General features: G+C 41.2%; 18 protein-coding genes. 8 read left to right on the top strand and 10 right to left on the bottom strand.

Going from position 1 to position 19,303, the window contains the following annotated elements:
* Window position 1: 1 nt before the first annotated feature.
* On the bottom strand, window positions 2-2,791 hold the full coding sequence (locus DFQ12_RS12715) for a lantibiotic dehydratase (RefSeq protein WP_120259443.1): 2,790 nt from the start codon (window positions 2,789-2,791) through the stop codon (window positions 2-4).
* A 184-nt stretch (window positions 2,792-2,975) separates the two neighbouring features.
* On the opposite strand from DFQ12_RS12715, the gene DFQ12_RS12720 reads away from it, so the two are divergent.
* A complete protein-coding gene (locus tag DFQ12_RS12720) occupies window positions 2,976-3,740 on the top strand; it encodes a LytR/AlgR family response regulator transcription factor (protein WP_147420403.1) in 765 nt (254 codons plus the stop codon).
* Here DFQ12_RS12720 and ligD read toward each other — a convergent pair.
* Window positions 3,733-4,734: a non-homologous end-joining DNA ligase gene (gene ligD / locus DFQ12_RS12725; RefSeq protein ID WP_120259445.1), complete on the bottom strand. Its 1,002-nt coding sequence runs from the start codon at window positions 4,732-4,734 to the stop codon at window positions 3,733-3,735. The genes DFQ12_RS12720 and ligD overlap by 8 nt on opposite strands.
* A 362-nt stretch (window positions 4,735-5,096) precedes the next feature.
* Here ligD and DFQ12_RS12730 point away from each other — a divergent pair, with 362 nt between their 5' ends.
* The 3 genes from DFQ12_RS12730 (at window position 5,097) to DFQ12_RS12740 (ending at window position 6,582) form a co-directional block, all read left to right on the top strand.
* Window positions 5,097-5,342: a hypothetical protein gene (locus tag DFQ12_RS12730; protein ID WP_120259446.1), complete on the top strand. Its 246-nt coding sequence runs from the start codon at window positions 5,097-5,099 to the stop codon at window positions 5,340-5,342.
* Between the two features lie 52 nt (window positions 5,343-5,394).
* Entirely contained in the window at window positions 5,395-6,171 is a 777-nt protein-coding gene (locus DFQ12_RS12735) for an SOS response-associated peptidase (RefSeq protein WP_120259447.1), read from the top strand.
* Window positions 6,172-6,282: 111 nt separating this feature from the next.
* Window positions 6,283-6,582, top strand: coding sequence for a hypothetical protein (locus tag DFQ12_RS12740; protein ID WP_120259448.1), 300 nt, complete (start codon window positions 6,283-6,285; stop codon window positions 6,580-6,582).
* A gap of 63 nt (window positions 6,583-6,645) precedes the next feature.
* On the opposite strand, the gene DFQ12_RS12745 is transcribed toward DFQ12_RS12740, so the two are convergent.
* Genes DFQ12_RS12745 through DFQ12_RS12760 form a run of 4 tightly spaced genes read right to left on the bottom strand, consistent with a single transcriptional unit; the run spans window position 6,646 to window position 8,788 of the window.
* Window positions 6,646-6,855: a hypothetical protein gene (locus DFQ12_RS12745; protein WP_147420404.1), complete on the bottom strand. Its 210-nt coding sequence runs from the start codon at window positions 6,853-6,855 to the stop codon at window positions 6,646-6,648.
* Between the two features lie 46 nt (window positions 6,856-6,901).
* Complete coding sequence (locus tag DFQ12_RS12750; RefSeq protein ID WP_120259450.1) at window positions 6,902-7,675, bottom strand: Fpg/Nei family DNA glycosylase; 774 nt, start codon at window positions 7,673-7,675, stop codon at window positions 6,902-6,904.
* 58 nt (window positions 7,676-7,733) lie between these two features.
* Complete coding sequence (locus DFQ12_RS12755) at window positions 7,734-7,931, bottom strand: DUF2188 domain-containing protein (RefSeq protein WP_120259451.1); 198 nt, start codon at window positions 7,929-7,931, stop codon at window positions 7,734-7,736.
* A gap of 53 nt (window positions 7,932-7,984) precedes the next feature.
* Window positions 7,985-8,788, bottom strand: coding sequence for an XRE family transcriptional regulator (locus DFQ12_RS12760; RefSeq protein WP_120259452.1), 804 nt, complete (start codon window positions 8,786-8,788; stop codon window positions 7,985-7,987).
* A 72-nt stretch (window positions 8,789-8,860) separates the two neighbouring features.
* On the opposite strand from DFQ12_RS12760, the gene dinB reads away from it, so the two are divergent.
* The 3 genes from dinB (at window position 8,861) to DFQ12_RS12775 (ending at window position 14,395) form a co-directional block, all read left to right on the top strand.
* Complete coding sequence (dinB, locus tag DFQ12_RS12765) at window positions 8,861-10,015, top strand: DNA polymerase IV (protein WP_120259453.1); 1,155 nt, start codon at window positions 8,861-8,863, stop codon at window positions 10,013-10,015.
* 12 nt (window positions 10,016-10,027) lie between these two features.
* Window positions 10,028-12,964 (top strand): DNA polymerase III subunit alpha, encoded by a 2,937-nt coding sequence (locus tag DFQ12_RS12770; protein WP_120259454.1) that lies wholly within the window; start codon window positions 10,028-10,030, stop codon window positions 12,962-12,964.
* A gap of 66 nt (window positions 12,965-13,030) precedes the next feature.
* Window positions 13,031-14,395 carry a hypothetical protein gene (locus DFQ12_RS12775; protein ID WP_120259455.1) on the top strand — a complete coding sequence of 455 codons (1,365 nt, stop codon included), beginning with the start codon at window positions 13,031-13,033 and terminating at the stop codon, window positions 14,393-14,395.
* A gap of 60 nt (window positions 14,396-14,455) precedes the next feature.
* Here DFQ12_RS12775 and DFQ12_RS12780 read toward each other — a convergent pair whose 3' ends face one another.
* On the bottom strand, window positions 14,456-16,633 hold the full coding sequence (locus tag DFQ12_RS12780) for a BamA/TamA family outer membrane protein (RefSeq protein WP_147420405.1): 2,178 nt from the start codon (window positions 16,631-16,633) through the stop codon (window positions 14,456-14,458).
* A 6-nt stretch (window positions 16,634-16,639) separates the two neighbouring features.
* Between DFQ12_RS12780 and DFQ12_RS27950 the strand changes: the two genes are divergently transcribed.
* Window positions 16,640-16,831 carry a hypothetical protein gene (locus DFQ12_RS27950; protein ID WP_147420406.1) on the top strand — a complete coding sequence of 64 codons (192 nt, stop codon included), beginning with the start codon at window positions 16,640-16,642 and terminating at the stop codon, window positions 16,829-16,831.
* 627 nt (window positions 16,832-17,458) lie between these two features.
* Here DFQ12_RS27950 and DFQ12_RS12785 read toward each other — a convergent pair.
* From DFQ12_RS12785 to DFQ12_RS12795, 3 genes are read right to left on the bottom strand one after another with little or no spacing between them, the layout of a single operon-like run.
* On the bottom strand, window positions 17,459-18,331 hold the full coding sequence (locus DFQ12_RS12785; protein WP_120259457.1) for a hypothetical protein: 873 nt from the start codon (window positions 18,329-18,331) through the stop codon (window positions 17,459-17,461).
* A gap of 46 nt (window positions 18,332-18,377) precedes the next feature.
* Window positions 18,378-18,710, bottom strand: coding sequence for a hypothetical protein (locus tag DFQ12_RS12790; RefSeq protein WP_120259458.1), 333 nt, complete (start codon window positions 18,708-18,710; stop codon window positions 18,378-18,380).
* Entirely contained in the window at window positions 18,707-19,303 is a 597-nt protein-coding gene (locus tag DFQ12_RS12795; protein ID WP_120259459.1) for a DUF4304 domain-containing protein, read from the bottom strand. The genes DFQ12_RS12790 and DFQ12_RS12795 overlap by 4 nt, the downstream gene beginning before the upstream one ends.

The raw sequence follows: 19,303 nt of genomic DNA on the forward strand, positions 1-19,303 counted from the left end.
GTTAGCTTTTAATCCATGCTTTGACTTGATATTTACGCTTTTTCAATTCCTTTTGTAAAAAGTAAAAAATTATTAGCTCATGGCTGCGTTGATCAGTATTGAAAATTCTGTTTACATGCATATGCATCAAATCTGCCAATAAGATTTTCCTGCTTTCTTTTTTACAATAAGAGACGGTTCTGAAAAAAGAGTCTACCAACAAATCATAGGATTCAGTATTCTTTCTGTTAAGCAATATTTCATCGGAATTATTTAATTGGGCATACATGGTATTCATTAATCTGTATTTTTCGGGATTTAATTCATGTTCCCCGGAGAGCGTGGCAACTATTTTTTCGACCATTGATTCGAAGTCAGTTAGGTCCATGATTTTTCTATCGTGAAATTGTAACAACATTTGCAGGCAGTGGTAATATTTTTGATTTTTGGAAAGAGGTTCTGCCAGTACCATGCTGACAAATTCGCTGTCGAAACAAAAATGCTCTTCCACTTTTTCCATATTCTCTCTTCCATAACGATGAATTTCTTTTTTATAAGTACATATCTTTAAATCGAAAATAATTCCGGCTCTAAACTCTATATCAAGCACATGAGATAAGTGCTCGATCAAATAGGTTGAATCTACAGGAGTATTCACTTTTAAGCGTAATCTGATATGCTCGCCGCCTTCATCATAGCGAATAAAGAACCAGGATACGATCTTGGATTTATTGCGTTTTATAAATGGGATGATCTTGTTAATTAAAATTTCATCTGAACGGAAGTGGCTCAGATATATTTCAAAATAAAGCCATTCCTTGCCCGGCGTTAGCCATAGCTTGAACTGTTCCCCATTATTTATAGTCGGAGAAAATGGAAGGATTACAGGGTTATTGTGGACCAGGCTAATGATAAATTCCGTGAGGTAATTATCTTTTGACTGATCTTGTACAATGTTCTTTTCGGGTAATGGACATTCCGCCAGAAGCAGTTCTCCTTGCTTGCGTATAGAATCTGCTAGTATATGAAGATCCTCTGGGTTTGATGTGTCGTATAGCAAGGTTTGGTCAGCAAAACCCGTTCTAATATACCTTGGAATACCTCGGTTTTCTATTTCAGTTTTCAATAGCTCAGCGGGGGCAGCATGTATGGTTTGCCATTCGAGACGCCAGTAAGCAGGTGATACAACAATGTTTTTATACAATACCCGTGGATAGAAATCCTGTCCTGAATAGATGGAGCTTGGCCGGAACATCAGATCACCCTGAACGTCCTGGAACATCAAATCGCATAGCATTCTAAACAAAGGAAGGGTTGATCTTTTATAGTTATAGGCCGAAGCCATACGGGGAACTAAACGTTTATTAAGCGTTTTAGAATACAGGATTATTTTGCTGTTCTTTACGCACATGAATATATCGGAAATAGGGAGCGATCTATTATTGGAGTCGTAGTTGAGGATATTGACCTGCAGATCATAAATACGCTCACGGCGGTTGATATTGTCTACCTTAATTTCATTTACATAACCTATATCAAAAAAGATTACATTGGGATTTGCCTGCTTTTCAATTTCTGTTATCTCGTTGCACATAGTTTTTATTGTTGCAACGGCGGGCGTAAATCTCCCAAGCAGTGCATTGGCGGTAGCCCCACCGAGGTATTGTAGCCAGACCATGCCATCGGCGATAGTACAGATTGCGCTTAGGGAATTTGCGGCCAGTTTAATGGAACCGGTATTTTGAACCAGGTCTTCGAGATTAACCTGTTTCTTAATGACTGTTTCGCTATATAAACTTTGAAATTTTTGGATATTTCGGGCCTGCGACTGTTGGCTGCTTGCTTCTATGCTTCTCAACTTGGCTATCTGATCATCTGGGGCCCCAGCAAGTTGCTCTGAAAAAGCATACCCTACGCCAATTTCCGGATCAAGGGCTATCATTAATGGAATATTGGCTTGCTCGAATTTGTGAAAGAACCGTTCCGCAAAGGCTTTTAGATCTTCTGGCACACCGGAAACTGATAACTTATTAAGCAATACCGTTGCTGCCGGTAAATGACGGAAAATATTTATGTCGTAAGATTGAGTATCAAGGACCGATTCGGCAATTCTGTATTTTGGAACATCATTTGGTTGTTTATGGCCACGCAGATCAAAATAATCTGTTCCAATAATGCTTGCGCTTACGGAAGATAGTAGCAGCTGCTGTTCAAGCAGATCATAGACCAAACTATCAATTTCCGCGGGACTGGAAAGCCGGGTGTTTACAAAAGAAATTAATTCCGCGTAATGTTTTGGTGCCGTGGTATAAATCAGGATTTCTAAAACCAATGGGTCATGTTCTATTGTCGCTATTTCGAATTGCTCTCCCTGTCTGCGCAAATATCGGATCTCTTCCCCGATAACATAGTAACTTGAATTACTTGTAAAAGACGATTTATCCAGATGTTCGAACTGGTCTTCTTTTTCAATTAAGCTCCAGTCTACAAATTCGTGGACAATCTGACCTTGATACCGGATCGGTGCCTTCTCTTTGTGATCCGCTAAAGAAATACATCCTGTAGAAGCAAATACACCAAAAGGTGTGGCCCTGAATCTGGCACGGTTAAAATATTTCCAAATAGTCTGTTGTACTCGCGTCGGTACTTTATGTAAATCAGAATAATCCAGATTTTCTATAATTGAATAAAATTCAGGTGAGGCATCGTTGATCATATATTTTAATTCTTTCCAGCAAGATTCAAGATCTTTCTCAAAAGATATCTTTGGAATCCTTACCACTGCATGAGGATATATTCTTAGTTTCATCATTTTTGTAATAGATTGATACTAACATAACAGGATGATTCGTGTATTTTGATCTTTTTGGGTAATTGGTAGTATTTATGGGGTAACCTGTTGAAATCCATAAGTAACTTGTGATTTTTCGCCTATTACTTAATGCTAGAAAGGAAATGTCCAGCTTGCAACATTATATATTTGCCAAAAACATCTGTTGAAAAAGATTTATATTCGTAATGTCATTACTAACCTTTCAAAACCTCACGTTATGACAAGCTGCTATATTGTTGATAAAAGTGAGTCATCCACAAAAAAACTTGTTGGTCTGATTAGCCAGATTCCTGAATTAGTATTATTGAATACCCATACCGATCTAGAACGGGCGCTGAAAGAAATAACAAAGGCACCTTCTACTACACATATTTTATTTGTAGCTCTGGATGAGAGCAACACGTCCGGTAAATTGGCCAACTATGATTTCTACAAGGAGTTTGTTTTGGTCGTTGTTGGCTCCAACGACCATTTTTACAAGGATGCTTTTGAGCTTGGCGCAGCGGGCTATTTATCTAAGCCAATAAAAAATGAAGATTTTACTTCTGCAATAGAAAAGTGTAAAGCCAGGTTAATCAGTAATCTTGACAAAAGGCATTCCTCATTGGGAGAAACCGTTCTGAAACGGGGTAGCTTTAATTCAGTTAAGATCTCACTTAATCAAGTATTATTTATTGAAATGGTAGATGATGAAACTCTCTGGCATATGATATTTCAAGATCTCGAAAGAAGTCCATCATCAGATCTTGATGAGATACTGAAGAAATTATCTCCAAAAGGTTTTGTTCGTATAAATGAAGCAGTTATTGTAAACAAGTTCCATATAAACAAATTTAAGGGCAATAAGATTTGTTTAATTAATGGCAATTGGTTCGAAATGGAACAACGATATGTAAACGAATTTTATAGTTCCATAAACATTATTTGAGTTTCCGTACCGAAACTTCTTCAGTGCTTTCCTTTTCTACCCCTGCTTCGATTGTAGCAGTTGATTTTGGTACTTCTCGTACTACTTGTTTAGGTTTCTTATCAAGCCTGAACCCCAAGAACGTTGCAGGTTTACGAATCCTACCTGTCTTTGTCCAGGTAGCGAATTCAAAATTGGCGACAAGCTGTGGCTTTACCCAATGCATTTTTGCGCCCTTGGTATCAAGCACCTTATTGACAAAGGGTGATTCATCAATTTCTATGGCTTGCAATTTTTTAAGTATGCCAGGCATTTCTTTGTCTTTGAAGCCTCCTCCGCTGCGCCCGATCCAGGTGAACTTTCCGTTTTCGTATGCGCCGAATAATAGGCTTTTAAAGGATCTCGCTTTATCAGATTCTGCCCATCCGCCGATCACAAACTCCTGTCTTTTGCGGGTTGGCGTTTTCAACCAGTCGTTACCCCGATTTCCTTCCGTATATACACTATCTTTTCTTTTTGCTACAATACCTTCCAGGTTCAAGTCAAGCATTTGCAGGTACAACGCCGGCCCGTCGTCAAAACTGTCGCTAAAACGGAAAACATCATTGTCTTTTACCAGTATTTTCAGTAGCTCCTTACGTTCCGTAAGGGGAAAATCTCTCAAATCGTGACCGTCCATCCAAAGAAGGTCAAAAACGCAATACTTGATTGGCGATTCATGCCCATTGTAAAGCTGCAAAGCATCAAAATCAGGCTTTTCTTCCTGATTGAATACGACAACCTCTCCATCAATTATAACATCATGTTTAAGCCCTTTTAAAGCTTTTTGGACTGGTGGGTATTTTGCAGTGTAATTCAGCCCGCTCCTGGAATCCATATGTACTTTTCCTTTCTCAACAAAAGAGACGATCCGGTAACCATCCCATTTCACTTCGTACAGATAATCCTCACTGTCGATTGGGTCTTTAATCAGAGTACAGAGCATTGGGCTTATATGAGCTGGCATCTTCTTCATAACATGACTTTTCAGATAAACATAAACCACATGCCTTTAGTTCTCAAATATTATTCGATTTGCTAATATCTCAACACAATTATAAAACAGGCCATTGCCGTGTATGAAAAAGATATAAAGGAGGATCAGCAATTTGGAAAAAGTCTATGGGACTTGTTCAACGATAAAGATCTCCGGTTTATGAAGAGCCGCAGATTATGACATGCAAAACATATGGAAGCGGTACAAATTAAGACTTGTGTTAAGCCATAAAAAAAGAATGCAGCAAAGATCAGAAAAAACAAAGCCAACCAGGAATAATTGGAGTTCTTGCAAATCTGTTCAAATATTGATAAATTAGTAAATATTTGAATATTAATGTAATGGGTAATTTACTTGGTAATGGTAAGTTTGAAGTAGAAGTCGATGGCGTAAAAATTATCGTGACGGAACATACCGTACAAGATCAGCAGATATACCGCCTGATCTTTGACGATAAACGCCCTCCTTTGGTTATTACCAGAGCTTCCACCTGGCAGGGCAATATGTGGACCAGCGTGCCACAGGGACGCCAGCAGGAAGCTGAAACTTTGGGACAGATCATTACAAGGTACCTGGATCGGAGGTAATTTGTGTTATTATAATGGACAGCGGGTTTCACGGGCGGAGTTTATACGTCTGATGGACCTGGAGAAAGCAGTGATGAATTATGATTTTTTAGATCAGGATTTACACGATGGTTTTAGTTATGGAAATATTGCGGTGTTGAAGCCTACTGCAGATAAATGCAATTTCGATATTGTTCAAATGGAATGGGGTTTTATTCCGTATTATGTCAAGAATCGGGAAGATGTAAAGAAAATGCGTTTTGGTTACAAAGATGCTGCTGGCAAATGGCACCAAGCCTATACCACATTGAACGCAAAAGGAGAGGAGCTCTTACTGATTGACGAGAAAACGGGCAGGGAAAAGATGTTCCGTAAAGCTGCGCTGGAAAGGAGATGCCTTATTTTATCCAGTGAATTTTATGAATGGCGGCATATCTATCCCTTAAATAAAAGAACAGGACAACCACTTAAAACAGCCAACAAATATCCCTATCACATCGGCTTAAAAGATAAAGAATACTTTTTCATTGCAGCGATCTGGCAGAACTGGACAGATAAAGAAACCGGTGAAACCGTCGATACCGTGGCGCTGATAACTACAGCAGCCAACTCGGTCATGAAGCAAATCCACAACAGTAAGAATCGTATGCCTACTATGCTTCCTGATGAACTGGCGTGGGAGTGGATGATGGGTGATTTATCAGAGGAAAGAATAACGGAGCTTGCCACTTACCAGATTAGCGCATCCGAAATGGAGGCATATACCGTCGAAAAAGACTTCAAAACGACCGGCACGCCTGGAAAGGCATTTGTATATGCAGAGGTACCGGAACTGGCATACGAAGTTTAAAAGATAGAATCACTATTTTTATAGTCGACAAGGATATTACTGGTATGATGCTGTGATATCCTTGCGTTTTTTAAAGGGCTTAATTTGCAGAATTATCACCTATCTAAAAATATGTTGGACTTTTATATCATTGAAGACGATCAAGCAACGCCTAATTACCCTGAAGAGTTTGGATTGCAGTTTGTTGGAGGAATTGATTATGGGACGTTCACTAATCTTCAAAGCAAAGGAATCATTGATCAACGATTCGATTATTATTCGGATTTTCGGTTAAACACTGTACTCGTAAAGCAAATTCAGGAAAAAATTCTTCAAAAAGAATTGCAGGCGGATACTGACGTAATCATGCTGATCCAATTCTTCAACATTGCAAATGAAAAAGAAAGTGGTCTTATTGCGTATGGCGATTGAACATTAAAAACATATACATGAATGCAGGCTTATCGAAGTTTACGCATGGTCCCTAGTAGCTCCTTACATCATATACGAATCAATTTCAGAAGCAATCTCTGCCAAGAGCTCCTGATCCACATCTGGCGGATCAATCGCCTGAAGACCGTCACCAGTCGTAGCAAAAAGTACTTCATATCCGTTCACTTCGGTAGTAAATAAAAGATTATCCGCTTCGATCATGGGATTCACTAAATAGTTGACATCCCTAACTTTTACTTCAAAATAATCCATAGGTTGTTTTTTGTGTATAACCACTCTGGAATAGGAATTGTTTCACTTACTCAAAGACTTTCTGATCTTCGGTATAATAGGAAGTTCGACCGGCAATTTTAGTTTGCAAAATATCGTGCCCGTGTTCATCCGTTTTCGCTTTTTTATGATGAACTTTCATGAAGTCTCTAATCTCTCCGCTGATGATATTCGGATGTTCTTTTAAGATTTGTTGTTGCGCATTTTTAAGAACCGCTGTAATTGCTTTGGAAAGATGTTGCACCTGTTTTTCAGGTATTTTGTTCGCGATCGAAAGGGGCGAAATTCCGGCTGCGTAAAGGATCTCATCCGCATAAGCATTGCCGATACCTCCAATAATTTTTTGGTCCATCAGCACCGTTTTAATTTTTGCTTTGCTTGATTGCAGCAACTCTGTCAAAGCTTTGTCCGTAAGCTCAGGCGAAAGGGCATCTATACTTTCTGCCGGCGCCGGATTCAATTCAATATTTGCCGCCTTCTGAAAGTCGGTAACGGAAAGTGTTTGACCCTCCTTAAACTGCAGCGACACCAATGCATATTTCGGATTTTCTTCCTCCGAATAAACCAGGTTACCATGCAGCATTAAATGAACAGCTAAAACTGCGTCCTTGCCAAAGTCAAAGAAAAGCCTTTTACCTTCCCGGTAAACTTTGATCAGCTTATTGCCGACGAATTGCTGCAGATCTTTTTCGTTTACTTTTATTTTTTGCTTATTATGGATAACGACGCTTTTAAGCGTTTTACCCTTGATCATCTTTGTCAGGTTTTTACTAAACACCTCCAGGTCTGGTAGCTCAGGCATATTTTCTCTTTTTTTTGAAATTTTATAATTGTGATCCTTTAGAAGGAACGGCTACTTGTTACTCCGAATCTTTCTTTTTGCTTCTTTCTTTTTCTTTCTTGAAATGCTCCCTGGCTTTTTTGAGCCCTGTTGCTATGGCAATCCCTTCTTCTGTACCTTCTTCCAGTAAAGCATTTGCTATTTCCGTAGCTTTCTCCCGGATCTTGACCGGTTGATTTTTATATGATGGTGGGTAGTCCCCGTTATACCAAGGCATAGTTCCTCCTTTTTAAGAAAGAACATTTGCCGCGTGGTGTTAGTTTATAAGGATCAGAATTTAGACTTTATGTATCTGATGTCGGCAAGGATTTCCCTTGCTACGCTACCGACTTGATTAATATCGCTGGGTGGCTCCGGCATTTGCCTACTTTGGTAGCTGTGAAACTGCCAAATTTCCAATACATCAGAAACATCTACAGTATAAGGATCGAATACCGGGTTTAATGATTCAAGCAGAAACTGCGATTCTTCCATAGTTACAAATTTGAAAACGAAGTCCTGGGCATCATTTAAAATAAGAATGCAGGGCGTATGGGGTTTAATTTCGCGCCAATCTTCAACGTACCGGCAAATTACCTCACTACCGGATGGAAGGGGCAGCATGGAATCCCCACTGATCGGGAACATACGAAAAGTTCCACCTGGCAGATTCGGTAAGGTGAACTTCGGCAAAGCGGCAATAAAATCCGGATCAGCATGCCCGGCTAGGTAACCGGCTTTAGCTTTTACGGGTACATACTCCAGGTTCTCTTTGTTCTCGGCATTTACAGTAATGGACAGGAGCCTCAACTTCTTTCCAGAAACATATTCAAGGCCACCGGTCTCCAGCTTCCGTAGTTCCAGCTCACTCCAGCGGGTGAGATCGGATTTTACAAGGTCGTCAACAGAAATCTTGAAAAAGGCAGCAATCTTTATGAGATCTACTAATGGCGGATTTTCCGTCTTCCCATTTTCCATCGCCGTGTACTTGGCACGGGTATATCCTAACAGTTCTGCCTGCTGCCCTTGGCTGTATTTTCTACGTGTTCGGAGCAATTTTAAATTGCTGTGGAAAAAAACTTTTGCGTCTGTCATTTTGTAATGTTATTATAGATGACATTCATTTTGTTACTATTAGTGACAAATGTATAAAAAATATTGTAAAAAATGGAACGGCAAGTAATTCACTGTGATTTGGATACATTTTTTGTATCAGTGGAAAGGCTTTTGAACAGTGACCTGGTGGGAAAGCCTGTGTTGATCGGAGGAAGCTCCGATCGTGGTGTGGTGGCATCCTGTAGTTATGAGGCGCGAACGTACGGCATTCACTCTGCAATGCCAATGCGACTGGCGCGGCAATTATGTCCTGAAGCAATTCTGGTGCGGGGGGACCATGACCTTTATTCGAAGTATTCCAATATCGTTACAGAAATAATTGAGGAACGGGTCCCGTTGGTAGAGAAAGCAAGTATTGACGAGCACTATATCGAAATGACCGGTATGGACAAATTCTTTGGAACCTGGAAGATGACGCAGGAGCTAAGGCAGCTAATCATGAAGGAAACCGGATTGCCGATCTCCTTCGGCCTTTCCGCAAATAAAACAGTTAGCAAGATAGCAACAGGGGAAGCGAAACCCTGTGGTGAAAGAAAGATAGATCAGGGATCGGAAAAACCTTTCCTTGCGCCACTGTCGATTCGTAAAATTCCTGGGATCGGCGAAAAAACCTACCCGGTTCTTAGAAACATGGGCATTTCAAGAATTGCAACGCTCCAGGAAATGGATGTTTTCACTATGAAACGGGTAATGGGAGAAAACGGTGTTGCGATCTGGAAAAAGGCAAACGGCCAGGATGATAGCCGTGTTACACCCTTCCATGAACAAAAGAGTATGAGCAAGGAAACGACATTTCCAGTTGATACAATTGATATGACCCTGCTTCGCAAAACATTGCTTTCAATGGTTGATGAACTGGCCTTCGATCTACGCAAGGAAAATAAGCTGACTTCTTGCATAACGGTGAAGATCCGGTACAGCAATTTTGATACTCACACACAGCAAATAAAAGTTCCATTTACGGCTATTGATCGGGTGATTTCGGAAACGGTACTGTCGCTTTTCCAAAAACTTTACAGCCGCCGGATGCTTATCCGATTGATTGGCGTAAAGTTCAGTAACATTATAAAGGGAAGCTCTCAGGCAGATTTGTTTGACGACACTTTGGATGATTTGAACCTGTCCCGTGCGATGGATCATATAAGAATGCGTTTTGGAACAAAATCTGTCATGAGGGGATTTGCGCTACCCGAAATAGAAAGATAGGAGGAATGTGGCATGTTACTGAACGTACATAGTTATTATAGCTTAAGGTATGGCACCTTAAGCCTGGATCAGATTATCGAGGGGATGCTTTTATGTGGATATGATACGGCTGTCCTTACTGATATCAATAATTCTTCCGCTACACTTGATTTTATAAAAAAATGCAGGGCTGCAGGGCTTAACGGACTGGCGGGTATGGAATTTCGCAAAGGGGATCAGCTGCTTTTTATTGGCATCGCTAAAAATGCCAGCGGTTTCCAGGAGCTCAATGAACTGATGACAAAGGTGAACCGCATGGAGTCAAAATTGCCTTTGGCAGCACCGGAATTTGATCATGTGTATATTGTATATCCATATGGCGCTATTAACGTGAAAGGCTTAAGGGATAACGAGTTTATTGGTATACGGCCATCAGATCTGAATAAGATCGCACTTGAACCCGCAGCTAACCAAGACCGGTATGTTATTTTGCAAACGGTTTCCTTTCGCAAAAATGATTACAAACTCCATACCCAGCTGCGTGCCATTTCCCATAATCTCCTGATCTCTCAGTTAGGCGCTGACCAGGTTGGCCGGCAGGATGAAGTCTTTTTAACCAAAGTACAATTGCTCAATGCCTATAAACAATTCCCGGCCCTGATCAGCAATACCAATAAGCTGCTGGGGCAATGTAGTTTTGATTTTGACTTTAAGAAGATTAAAAATAAGGAGACATTTACCGGCAATAGGTATGACGATAAGCAGCTACTTTATAAATATGCCGTGGATGGTTTGTCGCGCAGGTATGAGGCAAAGGATAAGGCTGCACATGAGCGCGTTTTAAAGGAGCTGGAAATAATCGACAACCTGAACTTTTCCAGTTATTTTTTAATCACCGATGATATTTGCAGGTATGCGAGGAGCCGAGATTTTCATTATGTTGGGCGTGGGAGTGGAGCAAATTCTATAGTGGCTTATTGCCTGGGCATTACCGACGTTTGTCCTATTGAGTTAAACCTCTACTTTGAACGGTTCTTAAATCCCAAAAGGCAAAGCCCGCCTGACTTCGACGTGGACTTTTCATGGAATGAGCGTGACGAGATGTATGACTATATCTTCCGTCGTTATCAAAGTGGGCACACCGGCCTGATGGGTGCGATGAGTACATTCCGCGACCGTTCTATTATTCGGGAGCTGGGCAAGGTGTACGGCCTGCCGAAAGGAGAGATAGACAGAATGGTCAATGAACCGGAAAACATGCTCAATAAAAATGAAGTAACCAATATGATCTTGTCCGTCTATGATCAGATGGTTGATTTTCCGAATCAGCGGACCATTCATGCATCGGGTGTACTTATCTCTGAAAAACCATTGACATGTTATTCTGCCCTCGACTATCCACCAAAAGGGTTACCCACGATGCAATTCGATATGTATGTCGCCGAAGATATAGGCTTTGAAAAATTCGATATCCTCAGCCAACGCGGTATCGGTCATATCAAAGATTGCAGGGAAATTATTAAACTAAATCGGGGCGAAGTCGTGGATACAACTAATCCAAGACGTTTTTTTAAAGATTCCAAAATCGCAGATCAGTTGCGGTCGGCAAACACAATCGGCTGTTTTTATATCGAATCACCGGCAATGCGACAATTAATCAGCAAGTTGGATTGCGACAACTACCTTACCTTGGTCGCAGCCAGTTCGATTATTCGCCCTGGTGTGGCAAGCAGTGGCATGATGAAGACCTATATTGAACGGCATAAGAATCCGGAAAATGTTCAATACCTGCATCCGGCATTTAAACAGGAGCTTGAAGATACCTATGGCGTTATGGTTTACCAGGAAGATGTAATGAAGATCGGCCACCGCTTCGGTGGTCTCGATCTTGCTGATGCTGACGTGCTCCGCCGCATGATGTCTGGCAAATACAGGAATAAAAACCACATGCTCGAAATCGAAGACAAGTTCTTTTCTCACTGCAAAAAGCAAGGTTACCCGGAAGAAATTTCGCGCGAAGTGTGGCGGCAAATGGAGTCCTTCGCGGGTTATTCCTTCAACAAAGCTCATTCAGCATCTTTCGCTGTAGAGAGCTACCAAAGCTTGTTTTTAAAAACCTACTACCCCATAGAATTTATGGTAGCCGTGCTCAATAACTATGGCGGATTTTATAATCGGATGGTTTACGTAAACGAAGCTAAAAGAGGGGGCGCAGAAATCCAGCTTCCTTGTGTAAATGAAAGTATGCTACGTACTTCAATCCAGGGAAAGCGCGTCTACCTTGGTTTTGATTGTATTTTGAATCTGGAAGGAAAACTGGCTGAGCGTATACCATCAGAACGAATGCTACACGGAGCATATACCAGCCTCGAAAATTTTACGCTACGTACTGGTGCGCCATTAGAACAGTTAATCATCCTGATACGCAGCGGTGCCCTTCGATTTACAAGCATTGGAAAAAAAGAACTGCTGTGGGAGGCCCATCTTTTGATGTCCGACAAACAGAAGAAAGATCCCGGCAATCTGCTCTTTGAAAACATGATGGCAAAGCCCGTCTTACCGAAGCTGGAAACACATTTCCTGGAAGACTTGTACGACGAAATCCAGCTCTTGGGTTTTTGTGTCACCGGCAGCTTGTTCGACATTGCAAAATCAGACTATCGTGGTGATATTACTGCAGGAGATTTAAAAAGCTCCGAAGGTAGGCTTGTCCGTATTGTAGGCAATCTAGTAACCTATAAAAATGTGCCGACCAAAAACGGCAGCATGATGAAGTTCGGGACTTTTATTGACGTAGCAGGCGATTTCTTTGATACGGTTCATTTTGCACCTACATTAAAAAAATACCCGTTGTATAGTGCTGGCCTGTATTTAATCGAAGGAAAGGTAGTGTTAGATTTCGGCTGTCCAGCAATTGAGGTATTTAAATGTGGTAGAATGCCTATGCAATCCGATCCAAGGAGTGTGTAAAATTCTACTTCTCTTTATGATTTAAAGAAAAGAATTAGCAAAAATTAGTAATTTTCTAAAAAAACTATGGGAAGTAAGCATTATGATTTTCTAAATTCCAGTTTATTATTTGATCAAAATTCAATTTCAAATAATTTTAAAAATGAATCAGAAGAAAGAATTCTGAAAGAACTGGAAGATTATCGAGAGTTCGTTTTGTCAAACATAAACGAAATAGGTAGCGATATCGAAAGGGAGCCTTCGACATTAAGAGTATTTTCTACAGAGGGTACCACGCCTATAAGTGTTCTAAAGCAAACTGCATTATATGTAAATCAATTTATCATTTCTGATCCTCTTTTTAAGTTTACGAAGAAAGGAACTCAAATGGAAAGCACCATGGATAAATATCTTGGCATGGAGAAGAGGAGCTTGGATAAGAGTGATTTGGTTTCGGCTGTAAAATATTTAAAAGAAGTTACTTCAATGGTTGCGGGTAATTTTGTAAAAGTATTCCCAGTTGAGTATTATTTTGAAGGTCCACAACAGCTGCCTTTAAAATATTCTGAGAACTTATTTGAAGATGTATTAGTAGAAGATATTTCAAAGCTTTACAAGGCTAAAGCTATAGTTGCAAATTTAGAAAAAAGTGAAAGAGGATATATTATTCGTGATAAACAGCAATTAGTTCCCGGTAGGGCAATTGCGATAAACTTTGATGACATCGGAAACATGAATGGTAAAATTTATTTTCTAATGGAATCAAAGATTTTAAGTTATGATGAGGAAACCCGTATTGTAAATTATGCTCAATATCTGCCTGAAACTTCTCCTTCAATCGAAGAGTTTGATACTTGGGTTAAACAATCCATTAACCAGGCTGCTATTTCGCATTTTGAATCATTAAATAAAAAGTTGGCATTGGCCTTTGCATTAAAGGGAAATCTTTTGGTTAATGAAACTTTTGAATACGATTTACTGGGGGCGCATATAGGACATGGAAGTTCTATAGAAAATTTTACTACAAACCAGATGCTTAACATTGATTTACCCTTTATGGACAACATCGATACCCAAAAATTGATGCAAATTAGAGAACATGAGGCTGATATATTTACAAATTTCAGAATCGAGTTGGAGAAAGGGTTTCGTGAAATCCGAAATATTTCAGATCCAGTATTGTTAAAACAAAAAACAGAAAACCTTTTCCATGAACTTAATACAGTTCAAGGGCAAAAAATTAAACAAAAGTTGAATCATGTAAAAAAGCAAATGGTATTAAACTCTTCAATACTAATTGGCGGATTAGCCGGATCTATACCATCAGGTGGATATTCCTTATTTGCGACAGCTTTAGCTACTTTAAAAGGATATAAAGATTATCGAGAATATTCTGAAAAAGTAAAAGAGAATCCTGCATATTTCCTTTGGAAGGTGAAGAAAAACAAATGAAAACTGAAATAAAACCAGTTATTAAAATTAGGAAAATTGAAGAACATGAGCGGCCCAAGATTACAGTTTGAACGACACGTACCATACAGGTTGCATGGAAAAGCCTGCCTGAGGCCAGGCGATGTCAAAACGTATTGAATAACCGGCAAGTAAGGTGCGCGCGCTGCAACCAAATGATTGTAGGTGCGAAGGTGAGAATGGCAAATAATCCCGTGTCCTCGAAGTTGCCGCTATATCGGTAAACAGACCCAATTGCAGGTTGTTCAGTGCAGATATGGGTGTCCGTAAGGGGATCAGCCTGTTGAACAAGGGGATGTACAGGTCGATATTCAATAAGGCATAGCTGCTGCCATACAAGCTGTTCTGTTTGTACCCGCGGAACGGTGTAACCAGCGACTGGAAAGCATAAGGGGCATTCTGGCTGAACCGCACGGAAGTATCCACACGCGGAACAATATTATTATCGAGCCCACCAAAGTTATAAAGGATCTTACTCTGTCCGCCGCTATGACCGGCATTAGCCTGTACAACCAGGTTGATGTCGCGGTACAAGGGTTGATGATAACTGAACTTAAAAATGGAACCATATAATACCGTTGCCTTTTTACCGGTCGAAACCATGCCATCAACCATAAGCTTGGCCTCCCAGCCCCGATATAAAAAGGGAATGGTGGGATGTAGCTTATTCACCGACAACGACAGGTTATTAATATTCCACCAGGTTTGTAAAGCCTCGTAGTTAAGGCTGTAACGGTCGGAAGCCAGGAACACGGTACGGTCGCGGCGTGCAGCGGCTGTAAAGTCCAGCGACCAGTCATAGCGTATCGGGTAATGCAGACCCAGTTCATAATAATGGGTCCTTACCTTAGCCTGCTGCGGATAAGGCCTGCCCAGTTCATCTTTCCAGTCGCGTTGTGCATCGGGTTGCAAGCTCTCTACTTTACGAAAGAACAAGATGTGCCAGTCCAGCTTCTTCGCCGTATTTTCATAACGGAAGAAAAAATCACTGCCTTCCGATCCGGCAGGCATACGGTAGCCGATATTGAAATGATGGTTATCGAAAAGATCGCTGAAGCCCCCGCTAACCATGGCACTCACATCCGGGAACTTAAAAGTGCCGAGGTAATTCTGATAGGGTTGCAGGCGGTTGATATAATAGTCGTTATTGATGCGCGCAGAGAAATAAGCACTGTACAGTTGCAGGATATAAGGCCTTACTTTTTTGGAGGTATAGGCCAGGGCAAAGGCTGTACTGTCCTTTTGTTTTTTAGCCTGCTCCTTACTGTTGTTTCCTTTTAATATAGCACTCAATACAGACCCTTCATCCTCCTGTTTCCATTTTTGTTCGAGTGCCGCGAGACTGTCTCTACCTCTTTTATCTTTCAGGTAATCTTTTAACCAGGGACTGGGTAAGCTGCTGCTTACACTACCGACATGCTGCTGTAAGCGCAGGGTGTCATAACGGGCGGTTCCATCAACCGTCTGCTGCACCCGCAATTCATTATGGGTAAGCCCCTCTGGATTATGCCAGCTGATATAAGCCGAGTCTTTACGAAAAAGCAGATCGGGTATTTTTGCCGTATAGTTCCCGGCATCGCCGGCCGCCTTTGTATAAATACCATAGGCTTTAGTCAGGCTATCTTTATGATATAAACTGTCTGCCGGGTACCCGGAGCGATAGATCAATAAGGACTTGCTATCGTCCGTTGCGAGCTCGGTATTATCGTCCTGGTCGTCGGTAAGTGGTGTGAAACGTAATTTACCGGCATGGTAGAGCACAATATCGCTTTTCGCCCTTCGGTATGCCGCCAGCAGCCAACGGTCCCTGCTCCAGGTCAGCAAGGTATTCACCCCATCAACGCCGTACAACTTGCGCCGGTCGGCATACAAGCCGCCGGGGTTATAGCGTTTTACCTGGACCAGTCCTTGTTCGGGCTGCACCGTATACCATTTCTTATCTTCCTCCGACCAGTGCAATAGCGGGTACGGATCAGCATCATGACCGGAAATCCAGGGGGGCAAAGCGTAAACAGCAGTTGCTTTGCCTGCTTTGATCTGCAGGCTTAAGCGATCGGCAGTGGTGATGTAAAGTTTCCGTTTGTGATCCCGTTCCATAATATAGGCCACCTGCTTATGATCAGCACTGTACTCGAGGCGGAGCAGGGGACTACCGGGATAGAATCCCTTAACCTTATATTCCAGGCTATCGGTTATCTTAGTTGCGGCGCCAACCGGCATACGGCTTTGAAAGAAAGCGAAACACTGTGCCGTAAGGGTATCCAGCGGGCGCTTGGCAACGAGCCGTACAGCGCGGCTCAGCGATTTGCCGCTCCGCATCTGGAACAGGAGCTGCATTGCCGCATCGGGACGGTATTTTTGCGCCAGGAAATAACAGAAAGCCTGCCCGGCCAGCCGGGGTTCCGCAGCGGCGAGTGAAGACCAACCCTGTGTTTGTTCCGGCAACATACGCAGCAGCGCATCTTCATCCCTGATCTGCCAGTCATGGGCAAACCAGGCTATGGCGCCTTCCTTAAACCATGCCGGCATCATTTGTTTTTTGGACAAAGCCTGTTCTTCGAGGTCATTTTTAAATTGTTCTTCCCAGACCATCCTTACCCAGGCTTCTGCAAGCTGTTCGCGAAAACGCTCGTAAGAACCGGCAAAAGCAACCATCATCCTGCTGCCTTTTAAATAGATCGTAGGGAAAGCCTGTATTCCGTTCTCGTACAAACCGATATTACTTTCATATAACTGGTCGACCGAAGGATACAAGATAATATTGGCTTCTTCTTTTACACTGTTACCCATATTCTTCTTTACCGCAGCCGCTATACCGGGCAACTGCACAGAAGTAAAACTGGCAAGGCTATCACACCCGGCAGGAAAACAAATACGGTAGCCACTTAGGGAAAGTACTTTCCATTTATACTGATGATACTGGAAGCGGTTATACTGCTCTATGGTCTGACTATATGCTTTTATAAAACAAAAGAAAGCCAGAACCAATAAAAGAAACATTATTCGAACAACAACTCGCAAAATGAAAATTTTAAAAATTATGTATTATTTCCATCTTTTACCGAAAGCTAATCCAACGAAGAAAGATGCTTGATAGGGGTAGGCACGGCGTTCAGCCATCAATTCAATTTTTGAACTGTAATAAGCGACATTGCCACCAATGGTAATTGTTTTTACAAATGACTTTGGTCGTTCTGGTTCAATTGCAATAGCGATTTCTGCAAAGAGGCCTGGGATGAAGCGTGTTTCGCCCAAACCTTTACTCCATTTTTCACTACCCAGTATATAACCTGAGTTGAGAAAATGTTCTGCATTGATTGAGGAAAATCGTTCGACCAACATATAGGCTGTTTCTTCTGGGATATAATCTAAGTACAGTAATTTGAGGTAATAGGGCTTTAGCAATGCCAATGCCGGTCCAGCAGCATAGCGAAGGCTTAAGGATAAATTACCATCCAATAATGCAGGAAACAACATCTCCTGCTGCCCATAGCCTAATTGCAGTGTATAAGCACTATTGATCTTGCCCAGGCTGTATGGTGTATTTTTAGTTAGGTAACTATATGTGGTACTAGTCCGCTGCTGCTTTATTTCTTTTTCATGTACGAGGCCGGAAAAATGTAATTGCCAGATTGTTTTTTTTCCTGCGGAGGTTTGCTTGAGGTAATAAATGCCACCGCTCCATCCATTAGTATTAAGGCGCAGACCTAGAGACATTGAATGATTAAAATCCTTTTCAAGGCCCCACTCCTGGATATGCTTTCTCCATTGTTGTACCTGGCTAGCATTATTCGTTCCTTTCTCTTTTAGATTAGTCATCTTTTCATTACCACCTTCCCAGATAGATTGTTGAGCATTAAGGACACAGCAATTAAAGCCCAAAAACTGAGCGCAAAGAGCCAGAAAAAAGAATCTCATAGATTACTTTTTTGTATGGAGTAATTGTAATTTTTAAATGGGATTGTTACTTCTGGATAAATCTTCTGATTTTGCGTGTCAAATTTTCCAGGAAACCGACTCTTCTATATGAGCTGTGTTCGCCGTTAGTAATTATTTCAAGATTTTTGTCAGTCAGATAAAAGCTGGATTCTTCCGGTCTTGGGTGGGAGGGCTGATCAGTTACAAGTACATCTCCTTGTATTTTATAAGTCAAAAAGATTATGCTATCCTTTTCACGCGAAGAATAAGTCAGGATGAGTTCTCCGTTTGGTTTGAATTCCATAAACACTCTTTCTTTAGATGCTGCCACTGTATCGTTTTCAATTAATATCCAGAGACCAATAATTGATTTTTTCATAAGAGCTTAAATTCTTTTAAATGATCAGCCACAACACTTTCAATGGAAGTTCCTTTTACTTCTGCTAACATTGCTTTGGTCGTTTCCCGTAACCTGGTATCACCATCTATGATCATAAGAGAAGTGACATATACGACTCTCATATATTCATTTGTTCCTCTCAGCTTGCCGTTTAAAAACAGTTCCTTAAGCTTCTCGTCCGAACAATTGTTAATTAACGTTGGAACTACCCTTCCTTTCAAATCAGCACAAACATCATCTGCGACTTCTTTTAACTGTTTGGGGTTGGAAATTGTCCACCACTTATCCTGTCCCTCATTAAAAAATGCACCGATTCGATGTTGCCAATGGCAATCTATTGTTGTTGGCTTTGACAAAGATTCACCCCTCACTTTTAAATTCAGCATGTCAGAGTAAATTCCGCAGTTGACAGTAAAAACGACTTCGTCTTTTGAACTGGAGTTGCTCTTCTGGAAATTTAAAATAACCTGATTTTTGCCATATTTAAAAACGAATGAGGTGCCGGACTTTGTGAAACCCGAATTCTTTAAGTCAATTTTTATGAGGGACAGGAGTTCAGTGAACAGATTCAT

Origin of the sequence: Sphingobacterium detergens, assembly GCF_003610355.1 — a bacterium.
Classification (GTDB): domain Bacteria; phylum Bacteroidota; class Bacteroidia; order Sphingobacteriales; family Sphingobacteriaceae; genus Sphingobacterium; species Sphingobacterium detergens.

What these genes read in the sequence shown, in the direction of transcription:
- DFQ12_RS12715 (WP_120259443.1), bottom strand. Translation starts at nt 2,791, where the DNA reads ATGATGAAACTAAGAATATATCCTCATGCAGTGGTAAGGATTCCAAAG.
- ligD (WP_120259445.1), bottom strand. Translation starts at nt 4,734, where the DNA reads ATGAAGAAGATGCCAGCTCATATAAGCCCAATGCTCTGTACTCTGATT.
- DFQ12_RS12730 (WP_120259446.1), top strand. Translation starts at nt 5,097, where the DNA reads ATGGGTAATTTACTTGGTAATGGTAAGTTTGAAGTAGAAGTCGATGGC.
- DFQ12_RS12735 (WP_120259447.1), top strand. Translation starts at nt 5,395, where the DNA reads ATGGACCTGGAGAAAGCAGTGATGAATTATGATTTTTTAGATCAGGAT.
- DFQ12_RS12740 (WP_120259448.1), top strand. Translation starts at nt 6,283, where the DNA reads ATGTTGGACTTTTATATCATTGAAGACGATCAAGCAACGCCTAATTAC.
- DFQ12_RS12745 (WP_147420404.1), bottom strand. Translation starts at nt 6,855, where the DNA reads ATGGATTATTTTGAAGTAAAAGTTAGGGATGTCAACTATTTAGTGAAT.
- DFQ12_RS12750 (WP_120259450.1), bottom strand. Translation starts at nt 7,675, where the DNA reads ATGCCTGAGCTACCAGACCTGGAGGTGTTTAGTAAAAACCTGACAAAG.
- DFQ12_RS12755 (WP_120259451.1), bottom strand. Translation starts at nt 7,931, where the DNA reads ATGCCTTGGTATAACGGGGACTACCCACCATCATATAAAAATCAACCG.
- DFQ12_RS12760 (WP_120259452.1), bottom strand. Translation starts at nt 8,788, where the DNA reads ATGACAGACGCAAAAGTTTTTTTCCACAGCAATTTAAAATTGCTCCGA.
- dinB (WP_120259453.1), top strand. Translation starts at nt 8,861, where the DNA reads ATGGAACGGCAAGTAATTCACTGTGATTTGGATACATTTTTTGTATCA.
- DFQ12_RS12770 (WP_120259454.1), top strand. Translation starts at nt 10,028, where the DNA reads ATGTTACTGAACGTACATAGTTATTATAGCTTAAGGTATGGCACCTTA.
- DFQ12_RS12775 (WP_120259455.1), top strand. Translation starts at nt 13,031, where the DNA reads ATGGGAAGTAAGCATTATGATTTTCTAAATTCCAGTTTATTATTTGAT.
- DFQ12_RS12780 (WP_147420405.1), bottom strand. Translation starts at nt 16,633, where the DNA reads ATGCCGGTTGGCGCCGCAACTAAGATAACCGATAGCCTGGAATATAAG.
- DFQ12_RS12785 (WP_120259457.1), bottom strand. Translation starts at nt 18,331, where the DNA reads ATGAGATTCTTTTTTCTGGCTCTTTGCGCTCAGTTTTTGGGCTTTAAT.
- DFQ12_RS12790 (WP_120259458.1), bottom strand. Translation starts at nt 18,710, where the DNA reads ATGAAAAAATCAATTATTGGTCTCTGGATATTAATTGAAAACGATACA.
- DFQ12_RS12795 (WP_120259459.1), bottom strand. Translation starts at nt 19,303, where the DNA reads ATGAATCTGTTCACTGAACTCCTGTCCCTCATAAAAATTGACTTAAAG.